Annotated in this window: 25 protein-coding genes; 8 read left to right on the top strand and 17 right to left on the bottom strand. The window is 59.0% G+C overall.

The genetic code is table 11. The annotated features are described in order from the left end of the window. Positions 1-21 precede the first annotated feature (21 nt). Together OIS53_RS09870 and OIS53_RS09865 are read left to right on the top strand one after the other, a co-directional pair. Positions 22-438, top strand: coding sequence for a TerB family tellurite resistance protein (locus tag OIS53_RS09870; protein WP_264682240.1), 417 nt, complete (start codon positions 22-24; stop codon positions 436-438). A 40-nt stretch (positions 439-478) separates the two neighbouring features. Beyond that, on the top strand, positions 479-1,111 hold the full coding sequence (locus OIS53_RS09865; protein ID WP_264682239.1) for a class I SAM-dependent DNA methyltransferase: 633 nt from the start codon (positions 479-481) through the stop codon (positions 1,109-1,111). A gap of 70 nt (positions 1,112-1,181) precedes the next feature. Here the strand turns inward: OIS53_RS09865 and OIS53_RS09860 are convergent, their stop codons facing one another. After that, entirely contained in the window at positions 1,182-2,060 is an 879-nt protein-coding gene (locus OIS53_RS09860) for a proline iminopeptidase-family hydrolase (protein WP_264682238.1), read from the bottom strand. A 274-nt stretch (positions 2,061-2,334) separates the two neighbouring features. Here OIS53_RS09860 and OIS53_RS09855 point away from each other — a divergent pair, with 274 nt between their 5' ends. After that, positions 2,335-3,912: a M28 family metallopeptidase gene (locus tag OIS53_RS09855; protein ID WP_264682237.1), complete on the top strand. Its 1,578-nt coding sequence runs from the start codon at positions 2,335-2,337 to the stop codon at positions 3,910-3,912. 193 nt (positions 3,913-4,105) lie between these two features. On the opposite strand, the gene OIS53_RS09850 is transcribed toward OIS53_RS09855, so the two are convergent. The 3 genes from OIS53_RS09850 to OIS53_RS09840 form a co-directional block, all read right to left on the bottom strand. After that, positions 4,106-4,966, bottom strand: a complete 861-nt coding sequence (locus OIS53_RS09850) for a dienelactone hydrolase family protein (protein WP_264682236.1) — start codon at positions 4,964-4,966, stop codon at positions 4,106-4,108. An 88-nt stretch (positions 4,967-5,054) separates the two neighbouring features. After that, the gene (locus OIS53_RS09845; protein WP_264682234.1) at positions 5,055-5,423 is read right to left on the bottom strand and encodes a cupin domain-containing protein; all 369 of its coding nucleotides are present in this window, start codon (positions 5,421-5,423) and stop codon (positions 5,055-5,057) included. A 33-nt stretch (positions 5,424-5,456) separates the two neighbouring features. Beyond that, on the bottom strand, positions 5,457-5,708 hold the full coding sequence (locus OIS53_RS09840; protein ID WP_264682233.1) for a Kazal-type serine protease inhibitor family protein: 252 nt from the start codon (positions 5,706-5,708) through the stop codon (positions 5,457-5,459). A 241-nt stretch (positions 5,709-5,949) separates the two neighbouring features. Here OIS53_RS09840 and OIS53_RS20395 point away from each other — a divergent pair, with 241 nt between their 5' ends. Beyond that, positions 5,950-6,384, top strand: coding sequence for a CsbD family protein (locus tag OIS53_RS20395; protein WP_319805488.1), 435 nt, complete (start codon positions 5,950-5,952; stop codon positions 6,382-6,384). Between the two features lie 144 nt (positions 6,385-6,528). Continuing rightward, a complete protein-coding gene (locus tag OIS53_RS09830) occupies positions 6,529-6,912 on the top strand; it encodes a YtxH domain-containing protein (RefSeq protein WP_264682232.1) in 384 nt (127 codons plus the stop codon). Positions 6,913-7,536: 624 nt separating this feature from the next. Here the strand turns inward: OIS53_RS09830 and lysS are convergent. The 6 genes from lysS to OIS53_RS09800 form a co-directional block, all read right to left on the bottom strand. Beyond that, entirely contained in the window at positions 7,537-9,087 is a 1,551-nt protein-coding gene (gene lysS / locus OIS53_RS09825) for a lysine--tRNA ligase (protein ID WP_264682231.1), read from the bottom strand. Between the two features lie 275 nt (positions 9,088-9,362). After that, positions 9,363-10,400 (bottom strand): hypothetical protein, encoded by a 1,038-nt coding sequence (locus tag OIS53_RS09820; protein WP_264682230.1) that lies wholly within the window; start codon positions 10,398-10,400, stop codon positions 9,363-9,365. Positions 10,401-10,637: 237 nt separating this feature from the next. Then, positions 10,638-12,785, bottom strand: a complete 2,148-nt coding sequence (locus OIS53_RS09815; protein WP_264682229.1) for a carboxy terminal-processing peptidase — start codon at positions 12,783-12,785, stop codon at positions 10,638-10,640. A 324-nt stretch (positions 12,786-13,109) separates the two neighbouring features. Beyond that, complete coding sequence (locus OIS53_RS20390; RefSeq protein ID WP_319805487.1) at positions 13,110-13,979, bottom strand: hypothetical protein; 870 nt, start codon at positions 13,977-13,979, stop codon at positions 13,110-13,112. Positions 13,980-14,294: 315 nt separating this feature from the next. Next, entirely contained in the window at positions 14,295-14,663 is a 369-nt protein-coding gene (locus OIS53_RS09805; protein WP_264682228.1) for a hypothetical protein, read from the bottom strand. A gap of 108 nt (positions 14,664-14,771) precedes the next feature. Beyond that, positions 14,772-15,965 (bottom strand): proline dehydrogenase family protein, encoded by a 1,194-nt coding sequence (locus OIS53_RS09800; protein WP_264682226.1) that lies wholly within the window; start codon positions 15,963-15,965, stop codon positions 14,772-14,774. A 148-nt stretch (positions 15,966-16,113) separates the two neighbouring features. Here OIS53_RS09800 and OIS53_RS09795 point away from each other — a divergent pair, with 148 nt between their 5' ends. Further along, a complete protein-coding gene (locus tag OIS53_RS09795) occupies positions 16,114-17,211 on the top strand; it encodes a bifunctional 3-deoxy-7-phosphoheptulonate synthase/chorismate mutase type II (protein WP_264682225.1) in 1,098 nt (365 codons plus the stop codon). 28 nt (positions 17,212-17,239) lie between these two features. Here the strand turns inward: OIS53_RS09795 and OIS53_RS09790 are convergent, their stop codons facing one another. Both OIS53_RS09790 and OIS53_RS09785 read right to left on the bottom strand, forming a co-directional pair. Further along, positions 17,240-17,665 carry a hypothetical protein gene (locus OIS53_RS09790; RefSeq protein ID WP_264682224.1) on the bottom strand — a complete coding sequence of 142 codons (426 nt, stop codon included), beginning with the start codon at positions 17,663-17,665 and terminating at the stop codon, positions 17,240-17,242. 189 nt (positions 17,666-17,854) lie between these two features. Further along, positions 17,855-18,259, bottom strand: coding sequence for a hypothetical protein (locus OIS53_RS09785; protein ID WP_264682223.1), 405 nt, complete (start codon positions 18,257-18,259; stop codon positions 17,855-17,857). Positions 18,260-18,435: 176 nt separating this feature from the next. Between OIS53_RS09785 and aroB the strand changes: the two genes are divergently transcribed. Both aroB and OIS53_RS09775 read left to right on the top strand, forming a co-directional pair. After that, the gene (gene aroB, locus OIS53_RS09780; RefSeq protein WP_264682221.1) at positions 18,436-19,479 is read left to right on the top strand and encodes a 3-dehydroquinate synthase; all 1,044 of its coding nucleotides are present in this window, start codon (positions 18,436-18,438) and stop codon (positions 19,477-19,479) included. A 243-nt stretch (positions 19,480-19,722) separates the two neighbouring features. Continuing rightward, on the top strand, positions 19,723-20,964 hold the full coding sequence (locus OIS53_RS09775; RefSeq protein ID WP_264682219.1) for a 3-phosphoshikimate 1-carboxyvinyltransferase: 1,242 nt from the start codon (positions 19,723-19,725) through the stop codon (positions 20,962-20,964). A 58-nt stretch (positions 20,965-21,022) separates the two neighbouring features. Here OIS53_RS09775 and OIS53_RS09770 read toward each other — a convergent pair whose 3' ends face one another. The 5 genes from OIS53_RS09770 to OIS53_RS09760 all read right to left on the bottom strand — a co-directional run bounded on the left by OIS53_RS09770 (position 21,023) and on the right by OIS53_RS09760 (position 25,116). Further along, positions 21,023-21,784: an ABC transporter substrate-binding protein gene (locus OIS53_RS09770; protein ID WP_264682334.1), complete on the bottom strand. Its 762-nt coding sequence runs from the start codon at positions 21,782-21,784 to the stop codon at positions 21,023-21,025. A 144-nt stretch (positions 21,785-21,928) separates the two neighbouring features. Next, positions 21,929-22,999, bottom strand: coding sequence for a M42 family metallopeptidase (locus tag OIS53_RS09765; RefSeq protein WP_264682217.1), 1,071 nt, complete (start codon positions 22,997-22,999; stop codon positions 21,929-21,931). A 16-nt stretch (positions 23,000-23,015) separates the two neighbouring features. After that, positions 23,016-23,249 (bottom strand): type II toxin-antitoxin system MqsA family antitoxin, encoded by a 234-nt coding sequence (locus OIS53_RS20480; RefSeq protein ID WP_413775186.1) that lies wholly within the window; start codon positions 23,247-23,249, stop codon positions 23,016-23,018. Continuing rightward, positions 23,246-23,539, bottom strand: a complete 294-nt coding sequence (locus OIS53_RS20475; RefSeq protein ID WP_413775185.1) for a DUF4258 domain-containing protein — start codon at positions 23,537-23,539, stop codon at positions 23,246-23,248. Before OIS53_RS20475 ends, OIS53_RS20480 begins: the two co-directional genes overlap by 4 nt. Before the next feature lie 8 nt (positions 23,540-23,547). Beyond that, complete coding sequence (locus OIS53_RS09760) at positions 23,548-25,116, bottom strand: acyl-CoA carboxylase subunit beta (RefSeq protein WP_264682216.1); 1,569 nt, start codon at positions 25,114-25,116, stop codon at positions 23,548-23,550. Between the last annotated feature and the right edge of the window lie 197 nt (positions 25,117-25,313).

Raw genomic sequence — 25,313 nt, 5'->3', positions numbered from 1 at the left:
TTTGCTTTCACCGACTCAACCATGCAAACCACCCACACTCTCGACCAACTCCTTGACACCCAGCATAAGAAGCTGGCTTTCTTTCAGAACCTGATACTTGTGGCCGCTGCCGATGGGGCCATTGATACCAGCGAAAGTCAGTTTCTGCTGGAGCTGGGGCAGCGGCTGGGCCTGAGCGCCGAGGACGTGCAGCCCATAGCCGAAAACCTGGATGTGCTGAGCTTTATCGTGCCCGCCGACGGCTTGCAGCGCACCCTGGAGCTGCAAACCCTGGTGCAGATGATGCTGCAAGACGGGCAGATTGACCCCCGCGAGTACGGCCTGTGCCTGGAGTATGCCCACCGCATCGGCTACGGCAAAGCCATCCTCGACGACATGGTAAGCCAGCTGGCCGGCGGCCCGCCCGTACCCAACCGCAATCCGCCGACGGTGAGTTAGCAGAACCGGGCTGCTGCTGGTAAAACACGTACCTTCTGCCATGAACGTTCAGCAAGCCTACAACACCTGGGCCAGCAGCTACGATATGGTCCGCAACCTTACCCGCGACCTGGAGGCACAGGTGCTGCGCGCCGTGCTGCCCCCAGGTTCGTATGCGGAGGTGGTGGAGCTGGGCTGCGGCACCGGCAAGAACACCGCTTGGCTGGCCCAACGGGCTCATCGGCTCACGGCCGTCGACTTCTCCTCCGAGATGCTGGCGCGGGCTCAGGCCGCACCTCAGCCTCCGCATGTGCGCTTTCAGCAAGCCGACATTACCCAGCCCTGGTTCTGGCTAACCGCCCCGGCCGATCTGCTCACGTGCAGCCTCATCCTGGAGCATATCCAGCGCCTCGACGTGGTGTTTGCCCTGGCCCAAATGGCCCTGCGTCCCGGCGGACTGTTCTACATCGGCGAACTGCACCCGTTTAAGCAGTACCAGGGCTCCAAGGCCCGTTTCGACACGGCTGAGGGCGGCGTGTTCGAGCTAGAATGCTACGTCCACCACATTTCCGACTTCACGGAAAGCGCCCGGCGCCATGGGTTCAGCTGCCAGCGCCTGCAAGAGTGGTTTGATGACGAGCACCGCGCTGGCACGCCGCGCATCGTATCGTTTTTGTTTCGGCGGGAAAAGTAAACGATGGCGTGAGGCTGGAGTCTCGTGCTATCAACGGAGTACGGGTGAAAACGCTAGACAGCTGCCGCGGCTAGCTTCTGCGGTTTGTCTTTTTCAGAAACTTCAGCAGCGTCGGAAAATAGTGCTGCGGATCGTCCCACATGGCAAAGTGAGAACCAGCAGGGCAAATGTATACCTGGCTACGCGGCATCTGCTTTTGCATAAATGAATAGGACGAGGGAGGTACAAAGTCATGCTGAGCACCCAGCAGCAGGGTAGAAACTTGAATGAGCGGCAGCCGCGCAGTAAAATCCCACACTGCCAGCGACCGGAACATAGGTATCCGGTCTTTCTGGTTGATATGGGCAAAATTGCGGACGGACGGCTCGGGCTCCTTATCCAGGCGTAGCATGTGCTGCCGAAAAAATTCGTCCCTTACCTCTTTAGTGATTAGTGGATACAGCCTCTGGCCCACTAAGCTGTCGGCGGCGGGCACCCGGCGGCCGGCGGCAGCGGCCTGGCTGCGGACGATGTCGGCGTACAGTCCAAACCGGTACTTGTTGTAGATGGGGGCACTATAGCCCATATTCGATATGATAAGGCCTTTCAGCTGGGCTGGATACTTGGCGGCGTACTCCAAGGCTAGTAGTCCACCCCAGGAGTGGCCTAGCAGGTAAAACTGCTCCAGGCCCAAGCCCTGGCGCACCTGCTCTACTTCGTCCACGAAGCGGCTGATGTTCCAAATGGTAGTGTCTTTGGGCTGGTCTGAATGGTAGGAGCCCAGCTGGTCGTAGAAATATATTTCCACGCCTTCCTTGGTCAGATACGCCGGAAAGTTCTCGAAATACTCGTGGCTGTTGGCTGGGCCGCCGTGTAAGAGCAGTAGCTTGATCTTGCCCTGCCCCACCTTTTGGGTCCATACTTTGTAGCGCCCATCCACGGTAATCATGCGCACACCGGGCGCCTTCATTTTAGCAGCGTAGCTACTGTCTTTGGCCTGTGCTCCGGCTAACAGAGGAATTACCAGCAAGAAAAGCAGAAGTAGAATAGAGCGAAATGGCATCAGGAAGAGGATAGGGTGAATACGCGAAATAAATAAGCGGGAAGCGTGCGTGGCCGCCGGTGCGTTGTGAAGCTAGGCAAGGTACAGACTTTGCGCAACGCTGCCGCTGCTTTCGTTTCTTTGGTTGCCAGAGGTTTCTCTTGATTTGCACTTCCATTTTTCACGCTCTTTTCCGCTCCGTATGCATACTCTCCGACTCCTCACGCTGGCCGGCGGCCTGGCCCTGGCCGCGCCCACCGCGGCCCAGCAGACGACCGGCACCAAGGCCGACCCGGCCATGCTGGCTAAAATCAAAGACGAAGGCCTGAACCGTTCCAAGGTGATGGAAACAGCCTTTTACCTGACCGACGTGTGCGGCCCCCGCCTGGCCGGCTCCGACGGCCTGGCCCGCGCCAACCAATGGACGCAAAAGCAGCTCACCAGTTGGGGCCTCGCCAACGCCGCCATCGAGCCGTGGGGCACCTTCGGCCGCGGCTGGGACATCGAGAAGTCGTACGTGGCTATGACGGCGCCTTACTACCACACCCTCGTCGGCGCCCCCAAAGCCTGGACGCCCAGCACCAGCGGAGTCGTGAAAAAGCAGGTGGCCGTGGTGAAAGCCGCTGCGGAAGCGGACCTAGACAAATACAAAGGCCAGCTGCGCGACAAAATTGTGGTGCTGGAGGTCGTCAACCCGCCCAAGCTCACCTTCGAGGCCGACGCCCGGCGCTACACCGACGAGGAGCTGAAGAAGCTGGCCGACTACGCCCCCGGTACTCCCGCTACCTCCCCGGCCGCCGCCGATGCGGAGCGCGTTGCCGCGTTGCGCGCCCGCGCCGCCCTGCGCACCAAGCTCAGCGACATGCTGCTGACCGAAGGCGCGGCAGCGGTGCTTAGCTCCCGCGGCGGCTCCGACGGCACGTTCTTTACTTCCAACGGCGCCTCTTACGCCGCCGACGCCAAGCCCGTGCTGCCCGAGCTGGAAATGGCTCCCGAAGACCAATTGCGCCTGATTCGGCTGGCCGAAGCGGGCATTCCGGTAGAGGTGGAGCTGGAAACCCGGACCCGCTTCCAAACCCAGGACTTACAGGGTTACAATGTGGTGGCCGAAATTCCGGGCACCGACCGGAAGTTGAAAAGCGAAGTAGTAATGCTGGGCGGCCACCTCGACTCCTGGCACGCCGCCACCGGCGCCACCGACAATGCCGCCGGCTGCGCCGTGATGATGGAGGCCGTGCGCATTCTGAAGGCGGCCGGCGTGCAGCCCCGCCGCACCATCCGCATTGCCTTGTGGGGCGCCGAGGAGCAGGGTCTGCACGGCTCCCGCGGCTACGTCAAAAACCATTTCGCCGACCCTGCCACCATGAAGCTGCTGCCGGAACACGAAAAGCTGGCCGCCTACTTCAACCTCGACAACGGCGCCGGCAAAATCCGGGGCATCTACGCCCAGGGCAACGAGGCCGTGGTACCCATCTTCCAGGACTGGCTGAAGCCGTTTGCCGACCTGGGCGCCACCACCGTCACGCTGCGCAACACCGGCGGCACCGACCACCTGTCGTTTGACGCCGTAGGCTTGCCCGGCTTTCAATTCATCCAGGACCCACTCGACTACGGTACCCGCACCCACCACACCAACATGGACACCTACGAGCGGCTGCCCGCCGACGACCTCAAGCAGGCGTCCGTCATCGTGGCCTCTTTCGTGTACCAGGCCGCCATGCGCGACCAAAAACTACCCCGCAAGCCCCTGCCCGCCGCCAAACCCGAGCAGCGGATGTAATGGGAAGTGATGAGGTGAGAGGTGATAGGTGAGGGGGTAACAGGTGACAGGAGGACCGTCATGCTGAGCTTGTCGAAGCATCTCTGCCGCTTCGTCCGCACGATTGAGGTTACCCCCAGTAGAGATGCTTCGGCAAGCTCAGCATGACCGTTCTCCTGTCACCTGTTACCATTCACTCCCTCACCTATCACCTCTACCCCAGCGCCTCCCGGAACAGCTTCAGCGTACGGTCCCAGGCTAGTTTGGCAGCTTCGGCGTTGTAGCGGGCGGGGGAGGAGTCGTTGTTGAAAGCATGCTGAGCACCTTTGTATAGGTACTGCTCAAAGCGCACACCGGCCGCCTTCAAGGCTGCCTCCCAGGCGGCTATGCCGGCATTTACTCGCTCGTCCTGGCCGGCGTAGTGCAACAAGAGGCGTGCCTTGATGGCAGGGGCTTCGGCAGCGTCGGGCTGGCGGCCGTAGTAGGCCACGGCGGCGTTCAGCTGCGGGTCGTGGGTGGCGAGGCGGTTGGCCAGGGCCCCGCCCCAGCAGAAGCCCACGCAGCCGGTGCGGCCGTTGGAATCGGGGCGGGCGCGCAGGTAGGCCAGGGCCCGAAGGTAGTTATTAAGGTTTTGTTCGGCATCTAGTTTGCCAATCAGCGTGCGGCCCTCGTCCTCGTTGGCCGGCGTGCCGCCAAACCCCGACAACGCATCAACCCCCAATGCCAGGTAGCCGGCTTGGGCCACGCGCCGCGTTACGTCTTTGATGTGGGGCGTCAGGCCCCGGTTTTCGTGAATGACTACCACGGCGCCGCGCTTCTTCCGGCCTTTGGACCGCACAAGGTAGCCGCGCATGGTCACGCCGGCCTCGCCGGGCCAGGTGACGTCCTCGCTCACGAGGTTTTTGTCGTCCTCCGCCACGGTAGCCGCCTGGGCGTAGCCAGGCTCCAGCGCCGCCAGCGCCGCAGCCGCCAGGGCCGTGCCGCCCGCCAGCTTCACCAGTCGCTCCAGAAACTCCTGCCGCGAAAGCGGGGCGTGCGTGTATTCGTCGAACAGGTTAATAATGCGCTGGTCCATAGCTCAAGCTACGCATTTTCGGGGGAGGCGAGCGAAGCAGCGCTTTACCAGTCATTCAGCACGTAGTCTCACCGTCTCCGGTCTAGCATCACTCCTCCCGATGCACCGTGTCCAGCGAAAACGCCGGCACACACACCGACCAATACTCGCACTCCTCGTCAAAAGGATTGGAATAGCGTACCCGGGCCCCGGCCTTAATCAGCAGCGACTCGCCAGCTGCCAGCTCGATAACGTCGCCATCTACCTCAAACCGCTTGCGGCCCCGCACCACAATGGTGACTTCGTCAAACTCCGGGCGCTGGTGCGGCTCGCTCCAATGGGGCGGCGCGACCATGTGGGCCACGCTGTACTGGCTGGTGCGGGTGCTGGCTAGCCCAATGTGCTCCTCTATGAGCTTGCCGTCGGTAGTGGGTACCACGAATGGCTTTTGCTGGCGGAAGTAGCGTTTTTCTGACATCAGAACTAATAGAAGAGAGAATAACCGGAAAGCTTAGTGGCTGGGGCAGGCGCCTTTGGTGTAGCTTGTCACGCCGGCGTTGGTAGCTACGCAGGCGTTGCTGTAGGTTTTGGTGTTGCAGCCACACACCGGGTCGTACTGCATAGTGCACGCCGCAGCTCCACGGATTTTACTTTCATCAATGCAAGGCGGCGCTGGTTGCTGGGCCGTGGGTGGGGCAGGCTGCTGGCAGCCGCCCAGTGCCAAAACCGCCAGCAGCAGACTGGCCGAAAGAAGCTGTTGCATACAGGCAAGAGGGCTTTCGTGAAACATGAGTATACCACAACGCGCGTAGTGCCGCTAAGTACGGTAGCCTCCGGCGGTTTGATGGTCTGACGGTCTGATTTTTCGGCGCCGATTTTTACCTTGCCTTAAAACCCCCGCCGCCGAGCTTCGTATAGTTCTCCAGATTGCCGGCTCACCTTCCCTGACGGTGGGCCCCGCAAGTACCCAACGTAATCATTCACTTCTCTCTCCCTTACTGATCATGTCGTACCACGAAGAAGACAACTCAGGTAAAATCCTCCTCGCTGCGCTGGCCGGTGCTGGCGCCGGTATCATTGCCGGTATGCTGCTGGCTCCCGATAAAGGCTCGGCAACCCGCGAAAACTGGAAAGGCCTGGCTACCAAGTACAGCGGCCAGCTGGGTGAGCAGCTCTCGAAATACGGCGAAGACCTGGATGCCAAGTTCAAAGGCTATATCGAGAAGCTCGAAGACATGGGAGTAACCGGCGTTGGCAGCAGCCTGAAGATGAAAGGCGACTGGAATGCCAACAAAGGCAAGCTGAAGCAGCAATTCGCTCAGCTTACCGATGAAGACCTCGATTATGCCGAAGGCAAAGGTGATGAGCTGGTAGGCCGTCTGCAAAACAAGCTCGGCAAATCGAAAAACGAAATCACGAAGATGCTAAACGACCTGTAGGCCTAAGCTTACCGTCAGCATTCAGCAAAAGCCCCCGCTTCTGACCAGAAGCGGGGGCTTTTTGGCTAACAATTCCAGGGAGTAGCTCGTTACCTGAGTCCCGGCTCACGGTGGGCAGGGGTGGTTCTCAACGCACGTAGGTTTATGGAAGACACGAAAGGCAAAGTGATTCTCTCGCTGCTGGTAGGAGCCACGGCCGGCGCAGTAGCTGGCCTGCTGCTAGCCCCCGAAACCGGCGAAGACACCCGAGCCAGCTTAAAGAAGTCGGCTACCCGCCTCGGCGACAGTTTGGCCAAGCTGCTCAGCAGCACCCCCGATTCTGGCGCCACCGAAGCCCCCGGTCCCACCGCGGCCCCCCAGCACCGCTCCATTACCGATAAAGCCGCCGCCGATGAGCTGCTTCAGTCCCTCTCTACAGCGCGGGCCGGCGGCAGCACTCCCGCCGAAGAGAGCCTGCCCGACGATTCCGACTCCGACTACGACGGCTCGGGCGGCGACTCCCGGCATTACCCCGGCTACCGTTCTTAAAAAAAATTACTGCGGCCGTAACCTTGCCGAAACAATGGCGTTAAAGAACATACATCCGGCTTGAAAGAAGATTGGAGAAACTGCGAAAGTAAAATTGCCGACCGTAGAGCTTCTGATAGGATCTGGTAAAACAACCCGTCAGTAAAATCATACGCTGTCCATCGCAAGCTTCTTTCAGTAGTCCCAATTGGAAGGGTAAGCCGTTTGTACAAAAGGAAAGCCTCCCGCGCCACGTGCTGCGGGAGGCTTTCTACTTTTTACGAGTAGCGTGTGCGTAACCAAAAAAATAATTCTTACTGTAACCTTCCAAATTACTGACCCGTTAAAGCTATCATAACCGACTTACAGGAAGTTGGATATGCACCTGTTGCAAAATTGCCGGCAGTAAGAGCTTCTACCGGGGGAAGGTTAAGATAACCTGGTAGCAAAATCAGATTCGCCCATCGCAAGCTTCTTCAGGCAAAGGCACTTCAACAACCGCTTAGTCTGTTACAAAAGAAAGCCTCCCGCTACACACAGCGGGAGGCTTTCTGATTTATAATCACAGATGAAACGGATTTTTACTGATTACACAGATTAATTGCATCTGTGTAATCAGTAAAAATCCGTTTCATCTGTGGTTGATTAGTGTTTAGGCGCGTTTTCCGACTTGGTGTATTCCGGCTTCATCTGCGGGAAGAATAGCACGTCCTGAATCGAGTGGGAATTGGTCATTATCATGCTTAGGCGGTCGATGCCGATGCCCAGGCCGGCCGTGGGTGGCATACCGTACTCCAAGGCCCGCAAAAAGTCCTCGTCGAGCACCATGGCTTCGGTGTCGCCGCGCTTGCCTAGCTCCAGCTGCTCCTCGAAGCGTTGGCGCTGGTCGATGGGGTCGTTTAGCTCTGAGAAAGCGTTGCAGATTTCTTTGCCATTACAAATAGCCTCAAACCGCTCCACCAGTCCCGGCTTCGAGCGGTGCTTCTTGGCTAGCGGCGACATTTCCACCGGATAGTCGGTGATGAACGTGGGCTGGATCAGCTTGGGCTCCACGTGCTCCCCGAAAATTTCGTCGATGATCTTGGCTTTGCCCATGCTCGGCTCCAGCGCCACCTTCAGGTCTTTGGCTGCGGCGCGCAGCTCGTCCTCGCTCTTGCCTTCGATGTTTAGGCCGGTGTAGTGCTCGATGGCCTCGGCCATGGTGAAGCGCTTCCAGGGGCGCTGGAAGTTGATGAGGTTGTCGCCCACCTGCACTTCGGTTTTGTCGTGCAGGGCCAAGGCTACGCGCTCCACCATTTCTTCCACTAGGTCCATCATCCAGTAGTAGTCCTTGTAGGCCACGTAAAGCTCCATCTGGGTGAACTCCGGGTTGTGGAAGCGGCTCATGCCCTCGTTGCGGAAGTCCTTGGAAAATTCGTACACCCCATCAAACCCACCCACGATGAGGCGCTTCAGGTACAGCTCGTTGGCAATGCGCAGGTAGAGCGTCATGTCCAGCGTGTTGTGGTGAGTCTTGAAGGGCCGAGCCGCTGCCCCACCGTACAAGGGCTGCAAAATTGGAGTTTCTACCTCCAGGTAACCTTTGTCGTTGAGAAAGTTGCGCATGGCCTGCACCAGCTGGGTACGCTTAATGAAAGCGTCGCGCACATGCGGGTTCACCACGAGGTCGACGTAGCGTTGGCGGTAGCGCATCTCGGGGTCAGTGAGGCCGTCGTAGACAACCTTTTCGCCGGTGGCTTCATCCACGCGCTCCTTCACCACCGGCAAGGGGCGCAGGCTCTTGCTTAGCAGCTGGAAGCTCGTCACATGCACCGAAGTTTCGCCCACCTGGGTCTTGAATACGTGGCCTTGTACGCCCACAAAGTCGCCCAGGTCCACGAGCTTCTTGAAGACGGTGTTGTACAGCGTTTTGTCTTCACCAGGGCAGATTTCGTCGCGGTTGATGTAGAGCTGAATCCGGCCCGACGCGTCCTGCAATTCCGCAAACGAGGCCTTGCCCATCACCCGCACCGACATCAGCCGGCCCGCCAGGCGTACCTCCTGGAAGTTGTTTAGCTCCGGATGGTAGTTGTCGAGGATTTCCTGGGCGTAGAAGTTCACGTCGAACAGCTCCGAAGGGTAGGGCTCGATGCCAAGCTGCCGAAGCTCTTCCAGCTTGTTGCGGCGAATAATTTCCTGTTCGCTGAGGTGGTGCATGGGGCTACGGTTAAAAAGAAAGCCCGCCGGGGGCCGAAAAGTCAAGCCGCAAAGATAGACCACGGATTCCGGCGGATTCATCGGATTCCCCGGATTTTGCAAACGATTGTTGTTCAAGCCTCTGAACTGTAGACAAACAGCGCAAGCGTATAGTGTAGCATACTGGCAATAAAAAACGGCCCGCCAGATAGGCGAGCCGTTGAGATATACATAACATACACGAACAATCGTCTACAAAATCCGAGTAATCCGATGAATCCGCCGGAATCCGTGGTTTAGGCAGCCAGGCGCATAGTAGGCGCTTCTTCCTGCAACGTGGGCTCCACACGGGTACGTAGGCGCTCCTGCACAAAGGAATTCTGCAGGTGCCGGGGCAGCTCGGCTACTAGCTGCTGGTAGCGCTCCAGCCCCATAGCTTTGGCCACGTAGGTTTCGTGGATGCCGTTGAGGTAGCTCACAATGTTGAGCAGGGACTGGTGAAACAGCTTGAAGTCAATCTCAGCCTCCACGTAGCGCTCAATCTCGCGGCTGGTCTGCGAGATGCGCAGGCGGCCCAGCAGGTCGAAGATGGTGGTGTAGCCCAGGCGCCAGGTAATCTGCTGCCAGTGCGAAGCCGTCCACTTATCGAGCACCTTGCCGGTCTTCTGGCTGCGCAGCGCGGTGTTGGGGTTAGCCTGCACCTGCTGGCGGGTGGCCTGGGCCTTGATCTTGCGGGTAGTGCGCAGGAACTGACCAATCTGGGCCTGAGCGTCGATTTCCTTGCTGGCAATGTGCAGCCCGGCCTTGTAGCCAGCCAGCGGCAAGCGGTGAATGCTGAAGTCGCCGTAAGCGCCAGCGGCGTAGAACGAAATCGGGCGCGGGTAGGCGTTGCGCACCACCAGGCGGCCCACCTCCCGCCGAATCAGCGAGGGGTTGTTGCTACGCACGCCGGCCGTGTACAGGAATGCCTGCAAACCCGCCATGATGGTGTGGTAAGCCTGCGGGAACGTCCAGTGCAGGGCGTTGCGCAGGTAGTCCTCGTCGCCCAGCTCGGCGGTGGAGCGCAGGGCGTACTCCGTGCTCCAGCAGGCGTGCAGCAGCTTGCTGATTGCCTGCACGTCGGCCTCGGTCAGCTCAGCCTGGTGCGCCCGGAAGTAGGGCAGGTGCTGTAAGCCGCCTGTGGCGTCGTCGGCCTGCTGAATGTGGTAGTTGATGGCAAAGAAGTAGTTCAGAAACACCTGCGCCGGAATGGACTTGCGCCAGGTTTCCTCGGCCTGCTTCTGCTCGTCCGTTACGAGCGGGATGATGGTCGTTTCCATGTCTGTCGTTGTCATGCTTAGTAAACCAAGATACTGCTTTTCTAGTTCTTATTTGCTAAAATAATTGTCTGAAATTACTAAAAATAGTATGCTGTAAATCAATGGATTACAAAGAAAATTTCTTATTAATTAAAAGTTTTTGGAAACAGTTGATTTGCTAACATAGTTGGCTAACGGAATAAGCACAGAAAAAAGCCTTCCCACTCAGCGAGCAGGAAGGCTTTAGGCCCGGCGGCCAAGCAGAGTTATAACTTAAATCTGGTCTTTCAGCACCGCTACGGCTTCGCGAAGGGTAATGTCCTTTTTCAGCGGCTTTACAAAACGTGAGGCACGGTTCACTTTAACCGTATCAGCGCCTTGCTGGCGCAGGTCAGAGGCTAGCGGGGCAATGGCCATGGCCTGAGCGGCATTCTGAATAGCCTCGTATTTATCGGACTCCGCTTTGGCCTGCTGATGTTCGGCGCGGTAAGTAGTCAGCTTCAACGATACCTTGGTGTCGTCTTTACGCTTTACCATGCGCTGCACCATGTCCGAAAGCTGCTTGAAGCTTGGGCTGCTGGCTACGCGGGCCGAGCTGGCTTGCTTCAGCTTGTCGTAGTTGGGCTGAGCGTTCCACGGGCGGTACTTGGCCGGGCTGATTTCGTCCCACTTCAGCGGGTAGTCGGTTTCCTTTTCGCCCTGGTCCAGGTAGCTATAGGCGTCGGGCAGTACGATATCCGGAATTACCCCTTTAAACTGCGTAGAGCCTCCGTTAACACGGTAGAACTTCTGCGTAGTGAGCTTAAGCGAGCCAAACGGCTTGATGCTATTAAACTCGGCGGGCATGGCGTCGTCCAAGTCGAAGATGCGCTGTACCGTGCCCTTGCCGTACGTGCTGGCCGAGCCCATTACTACGCCGCGCTTATAATCCTGCACGGCAGCAGCCAGGATTTCCGAAGCCGAGGCGCTGTATTTGTTCACCAGCACCACCAGCGGGCCACTGTATTGCACCCGCGGGTCCCGGTCGTTGATGATGGTGGGAGCACCCTGGCCGCCACGCACCTGCACTACCGGGCCGCTCTCGAAGAACAAGCCTGCCATTTCCACCGCGTCCTGCAACGAGCCGCCGCCGTTGAAGCGCAAGTCAAGCACAATGCCCTGTACATTTTCGGCTTTCAGCTTTTCCAGCTCCTTTTTCACGTCGGCGGCCGAGCTGCGGCTACCGTTGTCGTTAAAGTCGGCGTAGAAGTTTGGCAGCTTGATGTAGCCCAGCTTTTTACCATTCTCATTGATGGTAGCCGACTGCGCGTAGGTTTCCTCGATTACCACCACGTCGCGGATAATGGGAATAATCTTGGTGCTGTTGTCGGGTTTGCGCACGGTCAGACGTACTTCCGTACCCTTGCGGCCCCGAATCAGGGTGATGGCCTTGTCAAGGCGCCAGCCTTCGACCGACACGGGCTCTTCGGCACCCTGGGCCACACGCAAAATGATGTCGCCGGCTTTCAGGTCGCCTTGGCGGTACGAGGCGGAGCCGGGCACGATGTCGGCCACTTTAATCTGGCCTTCTTTTTCTTGCAGCGTTGCCCCAATGCCCTCGAAGCGGCCCGTCATGGCAATATCGAAGTTGTCTTTGTCGCGGGGAGCAAAGTATTCGGTGTGCGGGTCGTAGGTGTTGGAAATCGTGTTGGCATACATAGCCAGCCGGTCGTTGGCGTCGGTCTGTTGCAGGTCCTTGAAGTAGTCATCGAAATACTTCAGCACCCGCTTGCGGGCTTCGGCTTCCATCTGCTCGGGCGTGCGCATGGGCTCCGACGTAGTGGCCGGCGACGGGGTAACCGACGACGAAGCCAACGGCTTATCCTTTTTCTTTGCCTGCTCATCCATCATCTCCGAAACCCGCACCAGCGTCTGATACTTCAGAAACTTGCGCCATTCCTCCCGTTGCGCCGCTTTGTCGGCCGCGAAGTTGATCTTGTCGGACTCGGTTTCAAAGTTTTCTTCTACCGTGAAGTCGAAAGGCTTAGCCAGAATCTCGCGGTATAAGCCCTGGACCTCCTTCACGCGCTGGTCCATGAGCTGGGTGCTCAGGTCCAAAAACTCATGGGTGCCGCGCTGCACCTGGTTGTCGATGTCGTTCTGGTACTTGCGCAGCTGAGCTATGTCCGGCTGCAACAAGAACTTCTTGCTGGCATCAATACGCTTTAGATATAAGTCGAAAACGCGCTTGGAGAAGCTGTCGTCGATACGCTCCGGTTGGTAGTGGGCTGCACTCAAGGCTTGCAGCATGGCCTTGATCAGCACTTCGTCTTTTTGCGGAGCCCGGGCGTCGTTGCGCTGGTACAGCTTGTAAGAAGCCAGCACAAACACCGCCAGCAACACCGAGGCATACAAGCCTATCTTGAGTCGGGGGGATGACATGAAGGATCGGGGTGAGATGAGGAAAATCAAATGTAAGCAAAACGCACTCCTGACGGTACGGGCCGCCCAGATGCCTGGTTCTGTCTGAAAACGCTATTGCCAGCGAAATAAGTGCCCCGTAGCCAGCGGGGTTGTAAGACAGCAAAAAGCGGGCTAGTTGCCTGTTCTGTGCTACAAAGACAGCCTCAGGCCGCGTTGGGTTGTCTCCGGGCTGCTAAGTCGATAGCAGACCAGGGCGTAAACCCAATAGAGTACAGCGTAAGCTACAAACAAAAAAGCCCTTCTCACTGAAGAGAAGGGCTTTTTTAGCTACAAGTCTAGAAACTAGTAGCGGCGTACTTTGTCACCATTGTGGCGGCGGAATTCTTCTTCAAAGTAACGAGCGTCTTCGTCGCTGCGCGGACGCACGCCCATTACAATATTGCCGTTCTTAATGTCGCTCTCATACTCGGCAGCGTGTTCTTCCGGAATGCCCGAGCCTACTAGAGCGCCTACCAGGCCACCCGTTAGGCCACCCGCGCCGGCACCAGCCAGAGCAGCGGCAATCGGGCCGGCAATTACCAGGCCCAGGCCAGGCAGAGCTACCGACGTGCCGATGGCAGCAATAGCACCAATGATAGCACCAGCGGTACCACCAATGGCCGAGCCTACGCCAGCACCTTCCATAGCTTTGTCGCCCAACTCCGTGTGAGCCGTATCGTCGCCGAAGTGGCGCTTGCGGGTGTCATCCGACATCAGCACGTTCACGTCGTCTTTGCTATAGCCGCGCGACGAGAGCGTAGAGTAAGCACGCTCAGCGCTTTCACGGTCGCGGAACGAGCTGGTCATCATGCCACCCGAGCCGTAGGTAGTGTTGCTGCCGGTTACGGCGCGGGCTGCATCGCCGGCGGCGTTCTGTACTGCGTCGATGCCGGCACCTACTGCGGCGCCAGCCGAGCCGGCCAGAGCAGCACCTTTCTGCGTGGCGCTGTAGTCATGGTGCTGGCTGTCGCCGCTGGTCGAGCTGCCGTAGGTGGAGCCAGTGCCAGTTGAAGAATCAGAAAGCCCCGAGTTGCCGGTGCTGGAGTTGCCCATATTACCGCCCGAGGTAGAGCTGCCGGTGCCGGTACCATAGCCCGAGCCAGCCGAGCCAGTACCATAGTTTGCGCCAGAGCCAGTGCCAGTGTTCGTCGGGTTGTTCGAATCGTTGTTCATGGGGGTGGGGTGTTGAATTAATGATGAAGGAGAGAATGGCCCGCCGCATAAAAGGGAGAGTGGCGTAGCCTTCGAGGGAGCTTAACGGCTACGCCTTAGTTGAGGTTGCGGCCCGCTTCCCATTTCTATTTCAGTAAGCCAATATTTTGTTATTCGCCTCTGCGCTGGGTGGGCATGTAGCAGAAAGCAGAACGCAGACGGTCCTGCTACGCAGGGCGCAGCAGGACCGTCTTTTTACTGTATAGCAGCTTCTGAAACTGCTGTATTATCTACAAAACCCAACTACTCTTCTCCCTAACCTCCAAAAGATAGAGCCTACGCGAACTTCTCGTAGTTCTCCTCATTCTTCCAGAACTCGCGGCATTCGCGGCGCATGTTCTTCAGAAAGTCTTCCTGCTGCTTTAGCGTGCGCCACTCCCCCAGGCCTAGCCGTTCGCACAGCTTATAGAAATTGTCGCCCTGCCCTTTGGAACCTTCCACCTTCACGAGGCAGCTAAGCACGGGGCGGCCGGCACGATGCTCGGTTTCCGAAATTTCCGCCAGAATCTCATTCAGCCGGGCTTTCTCGTGGGAAATATCCAGGTTAAAGCCCAACTCGGCCTCCTGAACCAAGTTGAGGTAGCTGGTAGTGCCTACCTGCGTGCGGGAAAAACGGATCAGATGCCTGCGTACTCGACCAGTCATGAGCGCGGTGAGATGGGAACGGAATGTAGCAAAAAAGCCCGACGCATTGGTTTTGCAGCCAATGCGTCGGGCGGGCTTCACCAAAACTGTGCCGTTTTGGCTGACGAGCTACCCCCTGGATTTGCGCCGGGCTATTTCTCGCTGGATTAAGAGAAACTCGCGGCTGCTCTGGCCGGCAATGGCCGTATTCTCATCGGCGCGGCGCAGCAGATAAGGCATTACGGCCTCTACGGGACCGTACGGTACGTACTTAGCGGTGTTGTACCCGGCGTTGGCGAGGTTGTAGCTCAGGTTGTCGCTCATGCCGTAGAGCTGGGCAAACCACACCCGCGGGTCGTTAGGGGCCACGCCATGCTCCTGCATCAGTTCGGTGAGCAGCAGGGAGCTGGCCTCGTTGTGGGTGCCCGCGCAAATGCTGATTCGGTCGATGTGCTGCACGCAGTAGCGTAGGGCTTCGTTGTACAGGTCGTCGGTGGCTTGCTTGGTGGGGTTGATGGGGTTGGGGCGGCCCTGATGAGCGGCTACGCGGGCTTCTTTTTCCATGTAGGCCCCGCGCACCAGCTTCACGCCCAGGTAGTAGCTGCCTCGCTCGGCGGCGGCGTGGTCCTCCTGCAAGGCTTCGAGTCGGTCGTGGCGGTAGAGCTGGTAGGTGTTCCACACGATGGCCGATTCGCGGTTGTAGCGGGCCATCATCTCGGTGGCCAGCTGGTCGATGGTTTCCTGAAACCAGCTTTCCTCGGCATCCACGAACACACGCACCCCATACTGGTGGGCGCGGGCACAAATGGCGTTGATGCGCTTTTTGCTGCGCTCCAGGCTGGCCTGCTCGGTGGGGCTGAGGGCGGTGCCGGCCTGTACCTTCTCCAAGATAGCCGCATCGGCTACGCCCGTCACCTTAAATACAGAAAACGGAATGTGGCGGGAGCGGTGGGCCAGGTCCAGCGTCGCCAGAATTTCGGTGGTTGTGGCGTCGTAGCTTTTGTCGTTGCCCTCGCCCTCCACCGAGTAGTCGAGGATGGTGCCGATGTTGTAGCGCCCCAGCTCCTGAATGACAGGCAGGCATTCCTGAATGGTTTCGCCCCCGCAAAACTGCTCGAAGATGGAGTTTTTGATGAGGAACTTGGTGCCGGGCAACTGCCATTTCAGCGCCGTCTTCATCAGGCCGCCCCCGGTTTTCACCAAGGCATTGTTGTTCATGGCCGCAAACAGCGCGTACATTTTGCGCAGGTCGGCGTCGGACTTGGAGGCAAACGCCACGGCAGTGTTGTCGAAGGAGAGGGGCGGGGCTTGGGTTACGGACATCGGGTGCTAGCTTTGGCGGCGCAGGGTGGAATTTGGCCGGTGCGAAGATAGCCGTTAAACATCGTTTGGGAGTGGATAGTTACCCCGACGCGAGGCGCTTTTCCGCTGGCCGCATCTGCCCGGCCCCACTGCTTTTCTCCGCTGTTTCATGCCCTCCGTATCTGCCCCCGAAACGTATTTCACCCGCCTGCTGCACGCCCAGGCGGCTCCACTGCTCATTGCCGGACCCTGCTCAGCCGAAACCGAGGAGCAGGTGCTGGCCACTGCCCACGGCCTGCGAGCTTTGGGGCGGGTGCAGCTGTTTCGGGCCGGGGTGTGGAAGCCCCGCACCCGGCCGGGTTCTTTTGAGGGACGCGGCGCGGCCGCCCTACCCTGGTTGCAGCGGGTGAAAGCGGAAACCGGCCTGCCGGTAACCATCGAAGTAGCCACCCCGCGCCACGTAGAGGAAGCCCTGGCTTACGGCGTGGATGTGCTCTGGATTGGGGCCCGCACCACCGTCAATCCGTTTGCGGTGCAGGAACTGGCCGATGCGCTGGCCGGTACCGGCGTGCCCGTGATGGTGAAAAATCCCGTGAACCCCGACGTGGCCTTGTGGGCCGGAGCCCTGGAGCGACTGGAGCGGGCCGGCATTCGGGACCTGGCCGCCATTCACCGCGGCTTCAGCACGTTTGCGCCTTCGCGCTACCGCAACGCGCCCACCTGGGCCCTGCCCATCGAGCTGAAAACCCGCTTCCCTCACATTCCGCTCATCTGCGACCCAAGCCACATCGGTGGCCGGCGCGACCTGCTGCTGCCCATCGCCCAAAAGGCCCTCGACTTGGACTACGATGGCCTGATGATTGAAACCCACCCCACGCCCGACCAAGCCCTCTCGGACGCCGAGCAGCAGATTACGCCCCAGCGCCTGGGCGAGCTGCTCCAAGAGCTGAAGTACCGCTACCGCTCCTCCGACAACGCCGAGTACCGCAACAAAGCCGAGGAGCTGCGCCAGAAAATGGACGTGGCCGACCGGGAAATCATCGAGGCCCTGGCCCGGCGCATGTCGCTGGTGGAGGAGCTGGCCGAGTACAAGCGCGAAAACAACGTGAAGATTTTGCAGCTGGACCGCTGGCAGGAAATCTTTGCCTCGCGCCGGGACTGGGCCGGTCGGGTAGGCGTCAACGAGAAGTTTGTGGCGGAGCTGTACAAGCTCATTCACATTGAAAGCATCCGCAAGCAAACCGAGATTCTGCAGCGGCCGGAATAAAGGGGGCCTGGCCGGAGCTGCGTGTGGCTTATTTCAGGCGCCGGTAAGTGTTGAAAGGCGCGTCGCAGGCCCGGCCAAAGTCCAGCGTCAGCGTCGTGGCGTTGGCGGTGGGCGTTGCGGAGGTCAGGGCAGGCGGATTGGTAGAGGCAGGCGTGAGGTTGAGCAGGCCTTCCTGAACGGAAAGTCCGCATATCTTTCCGGCGCCCATTGTATAAGTGCCCTGGCGGGCCAGCTGCCCGTTTTCATAGAAGAAGTATTCTTTCTCAGTGAAAATAACCGTTTCGTCGGGTACTGGACCAGGTGCACAGAAGCACTGCCGGTTGGTAAGCTGCCAGCGGCCGACAAGACCGGTGCTGGGAGTTTCTTCGTCTTGCTGGCAGGCCAGCAACGTGGTAGCCAGTGCCAGAAGGCTCGTTAGCTGTAGCAGTCGGGCGGGTAGAATAGATGGGTACATAGAGGCAAGCGAAATTGGGGGCAATGCTTTTTCGCTAGAGCTTGTTTTCGGCGCCTCGGTTGCAACCCAAACCCCCAACTGAACTAGCGGGGGACGGCGTTTTCTGCAAAAAAAAGCTCTGCCGCCTGATGCCTTTCGCGCATCAAACAGCAGAGCCGGCGGCAAAGCAGAAGCCAGGGCAACCAGGTATTATAATTTTTTCTGCTCCGGTAGGTGGTCTGGGCCAGCCGGAACCAGACGGGTGTACGTGTGTTCGGCCAGCTTTGCGCCACTGGTTTCTTGCAGGCTCAGCTGGTTGCCCGTAACGGTGTACACCTGGTTGGAGCGGTAGCCGCGGTAGATGATAACCTGCCGCGCTGGCCGGCCGAAACCGCTCATCTCCCGGCGCAACGAGAAGGCCGCGGCACTAACCAAAGCGCCGTCCTGGTAAAAGCGGGCCCGGCCGCGGCGGTCAAACTCGACTACCACCTGATGGCCAGTGTTGGCCGGAGTAAGCGTGTTCTGGTCGGCATCGGCGGTTTGCTGCCATTCCCACCGGCCCACCAGCTTTTCCTCCACCGTGGGCAGCGACTCCCGGTTGCAGGCACTCAGCAAGGAAACTGCGAAAAGCGAAGCTCCCCAGCAAGCAACTTGTACACAATGCTTCATCGAAAATACCCTGTAAGTTGCGGCGCATATTTCAAAAATCAGGCCATTTAGTTGCATCAAAGCAAGCTATTTTTGTCTTATGTTGGAATAAAATGCACATAAATATCTTTTAAAGCAAGCTTGTGTTGAACGAAGATTTGCTGATTGGCAACCAGATTCTGTCTGAGTTAGGCGCCCGACTGGCCCGCCCAGGCTTAGGGCAAGTAGTGGTGTTGGCCGATACCAACACGGCCACCTTATGCTATCCGCGGCTTAAGCCCCACTTGCCCGCCACCCACACACTGATAGAAATTGCGGCCGGCGAAGAGCATAAGACGTTGACTACCTGCGAGGAAGTGTGGCGCCAGCTCACCGAGCTGCGCGCCGACCGCCATGCAGTGCTGGTCAACCTGGGTGGGGGCGTGGTAACGGACCTGGGCGGCTTCTGCGCGGCTTTGTATAAGCGCGGCATCCGGTTTGTGCAGGTGCCCACCACGTTGCTGGCCCAGGTAGATGCCAGCGTAGGCGGCAAGACCGGCGTTGATTTCCTGGGGTTCAAAAACCAGCTTGGCGTATTTCAGGAGCCCTGGCTGGTATGCATCAACCCTGATTTCCTGGCCACCCTCGACCCCCGCCAGCTCAAGGCTGGCTACGCCGAAGTGCTCAAGCACTGGCTGATTGCCGACGCCGACGCCTTCGCCACCTACGGCGCCCAGGGCGTGCTCACCATCGACTGGACGCCCATCATCCGCGACTCGGTGGCCCTGAAGCAGCGCATTGTGGAGCAGGACCCGCGGGAAAGCGGGCCGCGCAAGCTGCTTAACTTCGGGCATACCGTAGGTCACGCCCTGGAGAGTTACCTGCTGCTCCAGCCGGGCCGCGAAATTCTGCACGGCGAAGCGGTGGCCGCCGGGCTGGTGTGCGAGGCTTGGCTGAGCCACCGGAAAGGCTTGTTGTCGGCGGCCGGGCTGGAAAAGGTAGAAACTTGCGTGCTGTCGGTGTTCGAGAAGGTGCAGTTTGTGTCGCTCGAAGCCGACCCCATTGCCGACTTTGCCCGCCAGGACAAGAAAAACACGGGCGCCGTCATCAACTGCACGCTGCTCGAAGGCATTGGCCACGGCATCTACGACCAGCCTGTCACCGAGGAAGACATTGCCGCCGCCCTACGCTACTACCACCGACTGTAGACCTTACAGCTGTTCAAGAGTCACTCGACCATCATGCTGAGTCCCGCGAAGCATCTCTACCGGGGCTAATCATCTAGCACTGCAACGAAGCGCGGTAGAGATGCTTCGACTGCGCCTCCGGCTGCGCTCAGCAGGACGGTCTTTTCAGCTTTCTAAGCTGCTTCTCTCTGTTTCCATGTTTCACCTTGGGTTGAAGTCCGGCTTCGCCCTTCCACCTCTACGACTATTAACTCTTCTGTTTCTTTGACCTGGGCGGGCGGGCCCGTGCGGGGCACGGCCCAGGTGCCGGCGTCCAAAAGTGAAAGCAACCGTGCCCTCATTATCCGGGCCCTGGCCGGGGGCGGCGCCCTGCACAACCTCTCCGACGCCAACGACACCCAACTCATGCAGCGCCTGCTGCACGACCCCGCCGCCGAGGTGTTCGACGCCGAGGACGCCGGCACGGTGATGCGCTTTCTGACAGCCTACCTAGCCATGACCGGCCGCGCCACCGCGCTGACCGGCACGGCCCGCATGCAGGAGCGGCCCATTGGGGTGCTGGTGGAGGCCCTGCGCCAGCTGGGAGCCCGCATCGAGTATGCGGGGCAAGAAGGCTACCCGCCCCTGCGCCTGCACGGCCGCACGCCCCAGCCCGCCACCGAAGAAGCCGCCGACTTCACGGAGCTAACCGTGCGCGGCGACATCAGCAGCCAGTACATTTCGGCTCTGCTGATGGTGGGGCCCACTTTGCCCCACGGCCTGCGCATCTGGCTGACCGGCAAAGTCGGCTCCCGGCCCTACATCCGCATGACTCAGGCTCTGATGCAGCATTTCGGGGCCCAGTGCCGCGACCTGGGCCGGGTGCTGGAGGTGCGCCCCCAGCCCTACCAACCCACCGATTACACCGTGGAGGGCGACTGGTCGGCGGCCAGCTACTGGTATGCACTGGTGGCCCTGGCGCCGCCGGGCTCCTTTCTCACGCTGCCCACCTTGCGCCGCTACTCCTGGCAGGGCGACCAGGCCATTGCCGATATTATGGCAAAGCTGGGTGTGCAGACCGAGTTTCTGGCCGGCGAAACCATCCGCCTCACCCAAACCACGCCCACCGAGTCCCTCACTCAGGACTTCACCGACTGCCCCGACCTGGCCCAGACCGTAGCCGTGGTAGCTGCCGCCTTAGGAGTACCCGCCACCATGACCGGCCTGGAAAGCCTGCGCATCAAGGAAACCGACCGGATTGCCGCCCTGCAAACGGAACTGGCCAAGTTCGGCGGCGCCCTAACCGACGAGGGCAACGGCAGCTTCCGGGTTACGTCCGAAGGTTTCCAGGTCAGCGGCCAAACGGTAGCCACCTACCACGACCACCGCATGGCTATGGCTTTTGCGCCGCTGGCCATGCGCGGCCCGCTTACTATCGAGGCTCCGCAGGTGGTGCGTAAGTCGTACCCGCAGTTCTGGGCCGAGCTGGAGAAGGCAGGAATGAATGTGGCCTACGCTTCAGCTTAGGCCGTGCGTTGGCTGCAAGCAAACGGTAAGACTGAGAGCTGCCGATGCCCGGCCCAAGCTAAAGCGTAGGCCACAACTCCCGAAAGTATGTCGCCGAATACCGCAACCGGCTGCCATACCAGCTGAATAATTCCCCATCGACAATGCGGATTTCAGCTGTCGGACATATGGCCTGAAACTCTGCCACGTGCTTTTCCCCAAACGGATACGGCTCCGACGACAGCAGAATCTGCCGAGGCGCGGCGGCTTGCAGTTGCTCCGGCGTGATTTCCGGGTAGCGGCCCAGGTGGCCGAACACATTGTGGAAACCGGCGCGCGCCAGCATGTCGTCAATGAAAGTACCCCCAGCAGCCACCATGTACGGTTTGCGCCAGATAAAGTAGGCGGCTGGAACGGGCTCGGAAGCCGGCACCAAGCCGGCAAACGAGTTGGCAATTTCTGCCGCCAACGTATCGGCGGCTTCTTTGCGGCCGGTGAGTAGCCCCACCCGCCGAATCATGTCCAGCGAGTCGGCCAGCGTGGCAATGTCGCTCATCCAGACCGGGTGCCGGGTGGCTAGCTGCTCAATGCCTTCCTGGTAGTTTTCCTCTTTGTTGCCGAGAATGAGGTGAGGCTGGCAAGAGGCTATTTTGTCAAAGTGGAAGTTCTTGGTGCCGCCAATGACAGCAGCCGTGTGGCGGGCGGTAGGTGGATGAATGCAGAATTTTGTTACGCCAACAATTCGGTGACTAAGGCCTAAATCATAAAGTAACTCTGTTTGGGAAGGCACTAATGACACAATACGGTGCGGCGGATAAGGAATGGCCACTTGACGACCCATCTGGTCGACTACGGTCAAAGGCGGAAGAATATGCCCCATAGGTTGGTAACTGAAAGCTGTCAAAACTTAAAAAAGAGAAGCTGTTTGGAAACCCAGATTCCAAACAGCTTCTCTTTCTTAAGACCTCACAATCCTACTTTACAATTAACTGAAATACCGAAAGTCGTGGCCGTCTTGGATGCGGAGCAGGGTTTCGTAGATGAGCCTGGTTACGTTTTCTACGTCGTCGCGGTGCACGGTTTCCACGGTGGTGTGCATGTATTTCAGCGGCAGCGAAATCAGGGCAGAGGCTACGCCGGCGTTGGAGTAGGCAAAGGCGTCGGTGTCGGTGCCGGTGGCGCGGGTGGCTGCCGCCCGCTGAAACGGAATTTCGGCTCCCTGGGCCGCTTCGATGATTAGCTCACGCAGGTTGTTTTGCACGGCCGGACCGTAGGTGATGACCGGGCCTTTGCCGCAGTGCAGGTCGCCGGACGTTTTCTTTTCGTACATCGGCGCCTGGGTATCGTGAATCACGTCGGTGATGATGGCCACATCGGGCTGAATGCGGTGGGCAATCATCTCGGCGCCGCGCAGGCCGATTTCCTCCTGCACCGCATTCACGATATAGAGCCCGAAAGGCAGCTGCTTGTTGTTCTCGCGCAGCATCCGGGCCACCTCGGCAATCATGAAGCCGCCGATACGGTTGTCCAGGGCCCGGCCCACGTAATACTTCTCGTTGAGCACCGTGAATTCGTCCTCGAACGTCACTACCGAGCCCACGTGCACGCCCATTTCCTCTACCTCTTCCCGCGAGGAAGCGCCGCAGTCCAGAAACACGGTTTCGATGGTCGGGGCCTTGTCCTGCTCCACCTTGCGCACGTGAATGGCCGGCCAGCCGAACACGGCTTTCACGATGCCTTTTTTGGTGTGGATGTTCACGCGCTTGCTCGGGGCTACCAGCGGGTCGGAGCCGCCGTTTTTGCGCAGGTACAGGTAGCCTTCTTTGGTGATGTAGTTGACGAAGTAGCTGATTTCGTCGGCGTGAGCCTCAATCACCACTTTGTACTGAGCCTGGGGATTGATAACGCCCACCACCGTGCCGTAGGTGTCCACCAGGTACTCGTCGACGTAAGGCTTGAGGTACTCCAGCCACAGCTGCTGGCCCTCCTTCTCGAAGCCGGTAGGAGAGGGGTTGTTCAGGTATTTCTGTAGGAAGTCGAAAGATTCTTGACGCATAAATTTTTAAGTATGGCTAGGCCGCAATTTGCCAATCAACTATTTCAATCTGCACGCCACGGCGCTCGGCATTTTGGGCTTCATTTAATAATTGTTCGGTCACGTCGAGGCTAAGTGAATAGTCGCCGCAACAGTCGCATACTAACGCTGGAACATGCCGAAAAATCGTCACCCTATCTGACTTAGTGAAGGTGACGGTAGTGTGACCCGGAATCATGTCTCCGGCCCGACACGTCAAACATTTACTCATGTGTGGGGCAGTTTTGAAGTGAAATCAGCCGACCATCTTGCAGGATCGGGTTCGTAAACAGTAACTATGACGCAATGATGCGTGCTGGCATCATGACCAGCCAACAAGTGAATTGGACGACCCGTTGGAAACGCTAACAACAGAAAGCTTGGCAATGGCTGATCATTAAGATAGTCAATTATGACCTGCCCGTGTTCCAACACAAATTCTACTTCGGCCCGCGTGATGTTTCGCTCGTACATTCGCTGCGCAGCGTGAGCTTTTACCTCAACGCTCAAACACGTAAACATCAGAAAAACTACAGCGGAATGTTGCCGTGCTTTTTACGCGGCAGTGTATCCGCCTTGTTTTCTAGCATCTTGAAGGCGCGAATCAGCTTTTGCCGCGTCTGCGAGGGCCGGATTACCTCGTCCACGAAGCCGCGGTGGGCGGCCCGGTAGGGGGTGGCAAACTTCTGCTGGTATTCATCTACCTTCTCCTGGAGCTTGGCTTCGGGGTCCTGGGCCTGGGCTATTTCGCGCTTGAAGATGATTTCGGCCGCGCCTTTGGCGCCCATTACGGCAATTTCGGCCGTGGGCCAGGCGTAGTTCATGTCGGCCCCGATGTGCTTGGAGTTCATCACGTCGTAGGCCCCGCCGTAGGCTTTGCGGGTGATGACGGTGATGCGCGGCACGGTGGCTTCGCAGAAGGCGTAGAGCAGCTTGGCGCCGTTGGTGATGATGCCGCGCCACTCCTGGTCGGTGCCGGGCAGGAAACCGGGCACGTCCTCCAGCACCAGCAGCGGAATATTGAACGAGTCGCAGAACCGCACGAAGCGGGCCGCTTTGGTTGAGGCGTTGATGTCGAGCACGCCGGCCAGCACCGCCGGCTGGTTGCCCACGATGCCGATGCTGCGGCCCCCGAGCCGGGCAAACCCCACGACGATGTTTTCGGCAAAGTTCTGGTGCACTTCCAGGAAGGTATTGGCGTCGATGATGCCTTCGATAACCTCCCGGATGTCGTAGGGTTGGTTGGGGTTGTCGGGAATGATGCTGTCCAGGGCGGGCCGGGCCTCGTCGCCCTGCGGCTCATAAGGCACGACGGGGGCCGTTTCCTCGCAGTTCTGGGGCATGTAGCTCAGCAGCGCCTTGAGCTGGTTGATGCAGGCTACCTCATTGGGAGCCGTGAAGTGCGTAACGCCGCTTTTGGCCGAGTGGGTGCTGGCCCCGCCCAACTCCTCGCTGGTCACGTTTTCGTGGGTCACGGTTTTCACTACGTTGGGCCCGGTCACGAACATGTAGCTCGTGTTTTCGACCATCAGGATGAAGTCCGTAATGGCCGGCGAGTACACCGCCCCGCCCGCGCACGGCCCCATGATAGCCGACAGCTGCGGCACTACGCCCGAGGCCAGCGTATTCTTGTAGAAAATGTCGGCGTAGCCGCCCAGGCTCACCACACCTTCCTGTATCCGGGCCCCGCCTGAGTCGTTGAGGCCAATAACCGGGGCGCCGTTCTTCATGGCCAGGTCCATGATTTTCACGATTTTCTCGGCGTGCGTTTCGCTCAGCGAGCCGCCAAACACCGTGAAATCCTGCGAAAACACGTACACCAGCCGGCCGTTCACCGTGCCATAGCCCGTCACTACCCCGTCGCCGAGGTAGTATTCTTTATCGAGGCCGAAGTCCTTGGAGCGGTGCATCACAAACTTGCCGATTTCCTCAAACGAGCCTTCATCCAGCAGTAAGTCGATTCGCTCCCGGGCCGTCAGTTTGCCCTTGGCGTGCTGGGCGTCGATGCGGGCCTGGCCGCCGCCGAGCAGAGCCTCCTGGTTTTTACGGTCAAGGATTTCGAGTTTGCTTAGTTGGGCTTCAGCGTGCAGGTCAGACATGCGGGGTGGGGAATTCAGTGTAGCTACTTTGGTCGGTAAGCCAAAGGTAACGCACGGGGTAAGAAAAGCCGCACCAGAATTTCGGGTGCGGCGCGTCTTTTATAACGGGCCGGTCACAGTACACGGCCTCTTTTCAGCGTCGTCGACTGTGCCCACGGATGAAGCCGGCCTCGGCCTTCATCTGCGCTCGTAGTGCC

It is taken from the genome of Hymenobacter sp. YIM 151500-1 (assembly GCF_025979885.1).
In the GTDB taxonomy this organism is placed as follows: Bacteria; Bacteroidota; Bacteroidia; order Cytophagales; family Hymenobacteraceae; genus Hymenobacter.
Note: the sequence above shows the minus strand (reverse complement) of the source record. Positions and strands in the feature narration are given on the sequence as shown.

Coding starts and splice junctions, on each gene's coding strand:
- OIS53_RS09870 (WP_264682240.1), top strand. CDS start 22: ATGCAAACCACCCACACTCTCGACCAACTCCTTGACACCCAGCATAAG.
- OIS53_RS09865 (WP_264682239.1), top strand. CDS start 479: ATGAACGTTCAGCAAGCCTACAACACCTGGGCCAGCAGCTACGATATG.
- OIS53_RS09860 (WP_264682238.1), bottom strand. CDS start 2,060: ATGAAGGCGCCCGGTGTGCGCATGATTACCGTGGATGGGCGCTACAAA.
- OIS53_RS09855 (WP_264682237.1), top strand. CDS start 2,335: ATGCATACTCTCCGACTCCTCACGCTGGCCGGCGGCCTGGCCCTGGCC.
- OIS53_RS09850 (WP_264682236.1), bottom strand. CDS start 4,966: ATGGACCAGCGCATTATTAACCTGTTCGACGAATACACGCACGCCCCG.
- OIS53_RS09845 (WP_264682234.1), bottom strand. CDS start 5,423: ATGTCAGAAAAACGCTACTTCCGCCAGCAAAAGCCATTCGTGGTACCC.
- OIS53_RS09840 (WP_264682233.1), bottom strand. CDS start 5,708: ATGCAACAGCTTCTTTCGGCCAGTCTGCTGCTGGCGGTTTTGGCACTG.
- OIS53_RS20395 (WP_319805488.1), top strand. CDS start 5,950: ATGTCGTACCACGAAGAAGACAACTCAGGTAAAATCCTCCTCGCTGCG.
- OIS53_RS09830 (WP_264682232.1), top strand. CDS start 6,529: ATGGAAGACACGAAAGGCAAAGTGATTCTCTCGCTGCTGGTAGGAGCC.
- lysS (WP_264682231.1), bottom strand. CDS start 9,087: ATGCACCACCTCAGCGAACAGGAAATTATTCGCCGCAACAAGCTGGAA.
- OIS53_RS09820 (WP_264682230.1), bottom strand. CDS start 10,400: ATGACAACGACAGACATGGAAACGACCATCATCCCGCTCGTAACGGAC.
- OIS53_RS09815 (WP_264682229.1), bottom strand. CDS start 12,785: ATGTCATCCCCCCGACTCAAGATAGGCTTGTATGCCTCGGTGTTGCTG.
- OIS53_RS20390 (WP_319805487.1), bottom strand. CDS start 13,979: ATGAACAACGATTCGAACAACCCGACGAACACTGGCACTGGCTCTGGC.
- OIS53_RS09805 (WP_264682228.1), bottom strand. CDS start 14,663: ATGACTGGTCGAGTACGCAGGCATCTGATCCGTTTTTCCCGCACGCAG.
- OIS53_RS09800 (WP_264682226.1), bottom strand. CDS start 15,965: ATGTCCGTAACCCAAGCCCCGCCCCTCTCCTTCGACAACACTGCCGTG.
- OIS53_RS09795 (WP_264682225.1), top strand. CDS start 16,114: ATGCCCTCCGTATCTGCCCCCGAAACGTATTTCACCCGCCTGCTGCAC.
- OIS53_RS09790 (WP_264682224.1), bottom strand. CDS start 17,665: ATGTACCCATCTATTCTACCCGCCCGACTGCTACAGCTAACGAGCCTT.
- OIS53_RS09770 (WP_264682334.1), bottom strand. CDS start 21,784: ATGGGTCGTCAAGTGGCCATTCCTTATCCGCCGCACCGTATTGTGTCA.
- OIS53_RS09765 (WP_264682217.1), bottom strand. CDS start 22,999: ATGCGTCAAGAATCTTTCGACTTCCTACAGAAATACCTGAACAACCCC.
- OIS53_RS20480 (WP_413775186.1), bottom strand. CDS start 23,249: ATGAGTAAATGTTTGACGTGTCGGGCCGGAGACATGATTCCGGGTCAC.
- OIS53_RS20475 (WP_413775185.1), bottom strand. CDS start 23,539: ATGTTTACGTGTTTGAGCGTTGAGGTAAAAGCTCACGCTGCGCAGCGA.
- OIS53_RS09760 (WP_264682216.1), bottom strand. CDS start 25,116: ATGTCTGACCTGCACGCTGAAGCCCAACTAAGCAAACTCGAAATCCTT.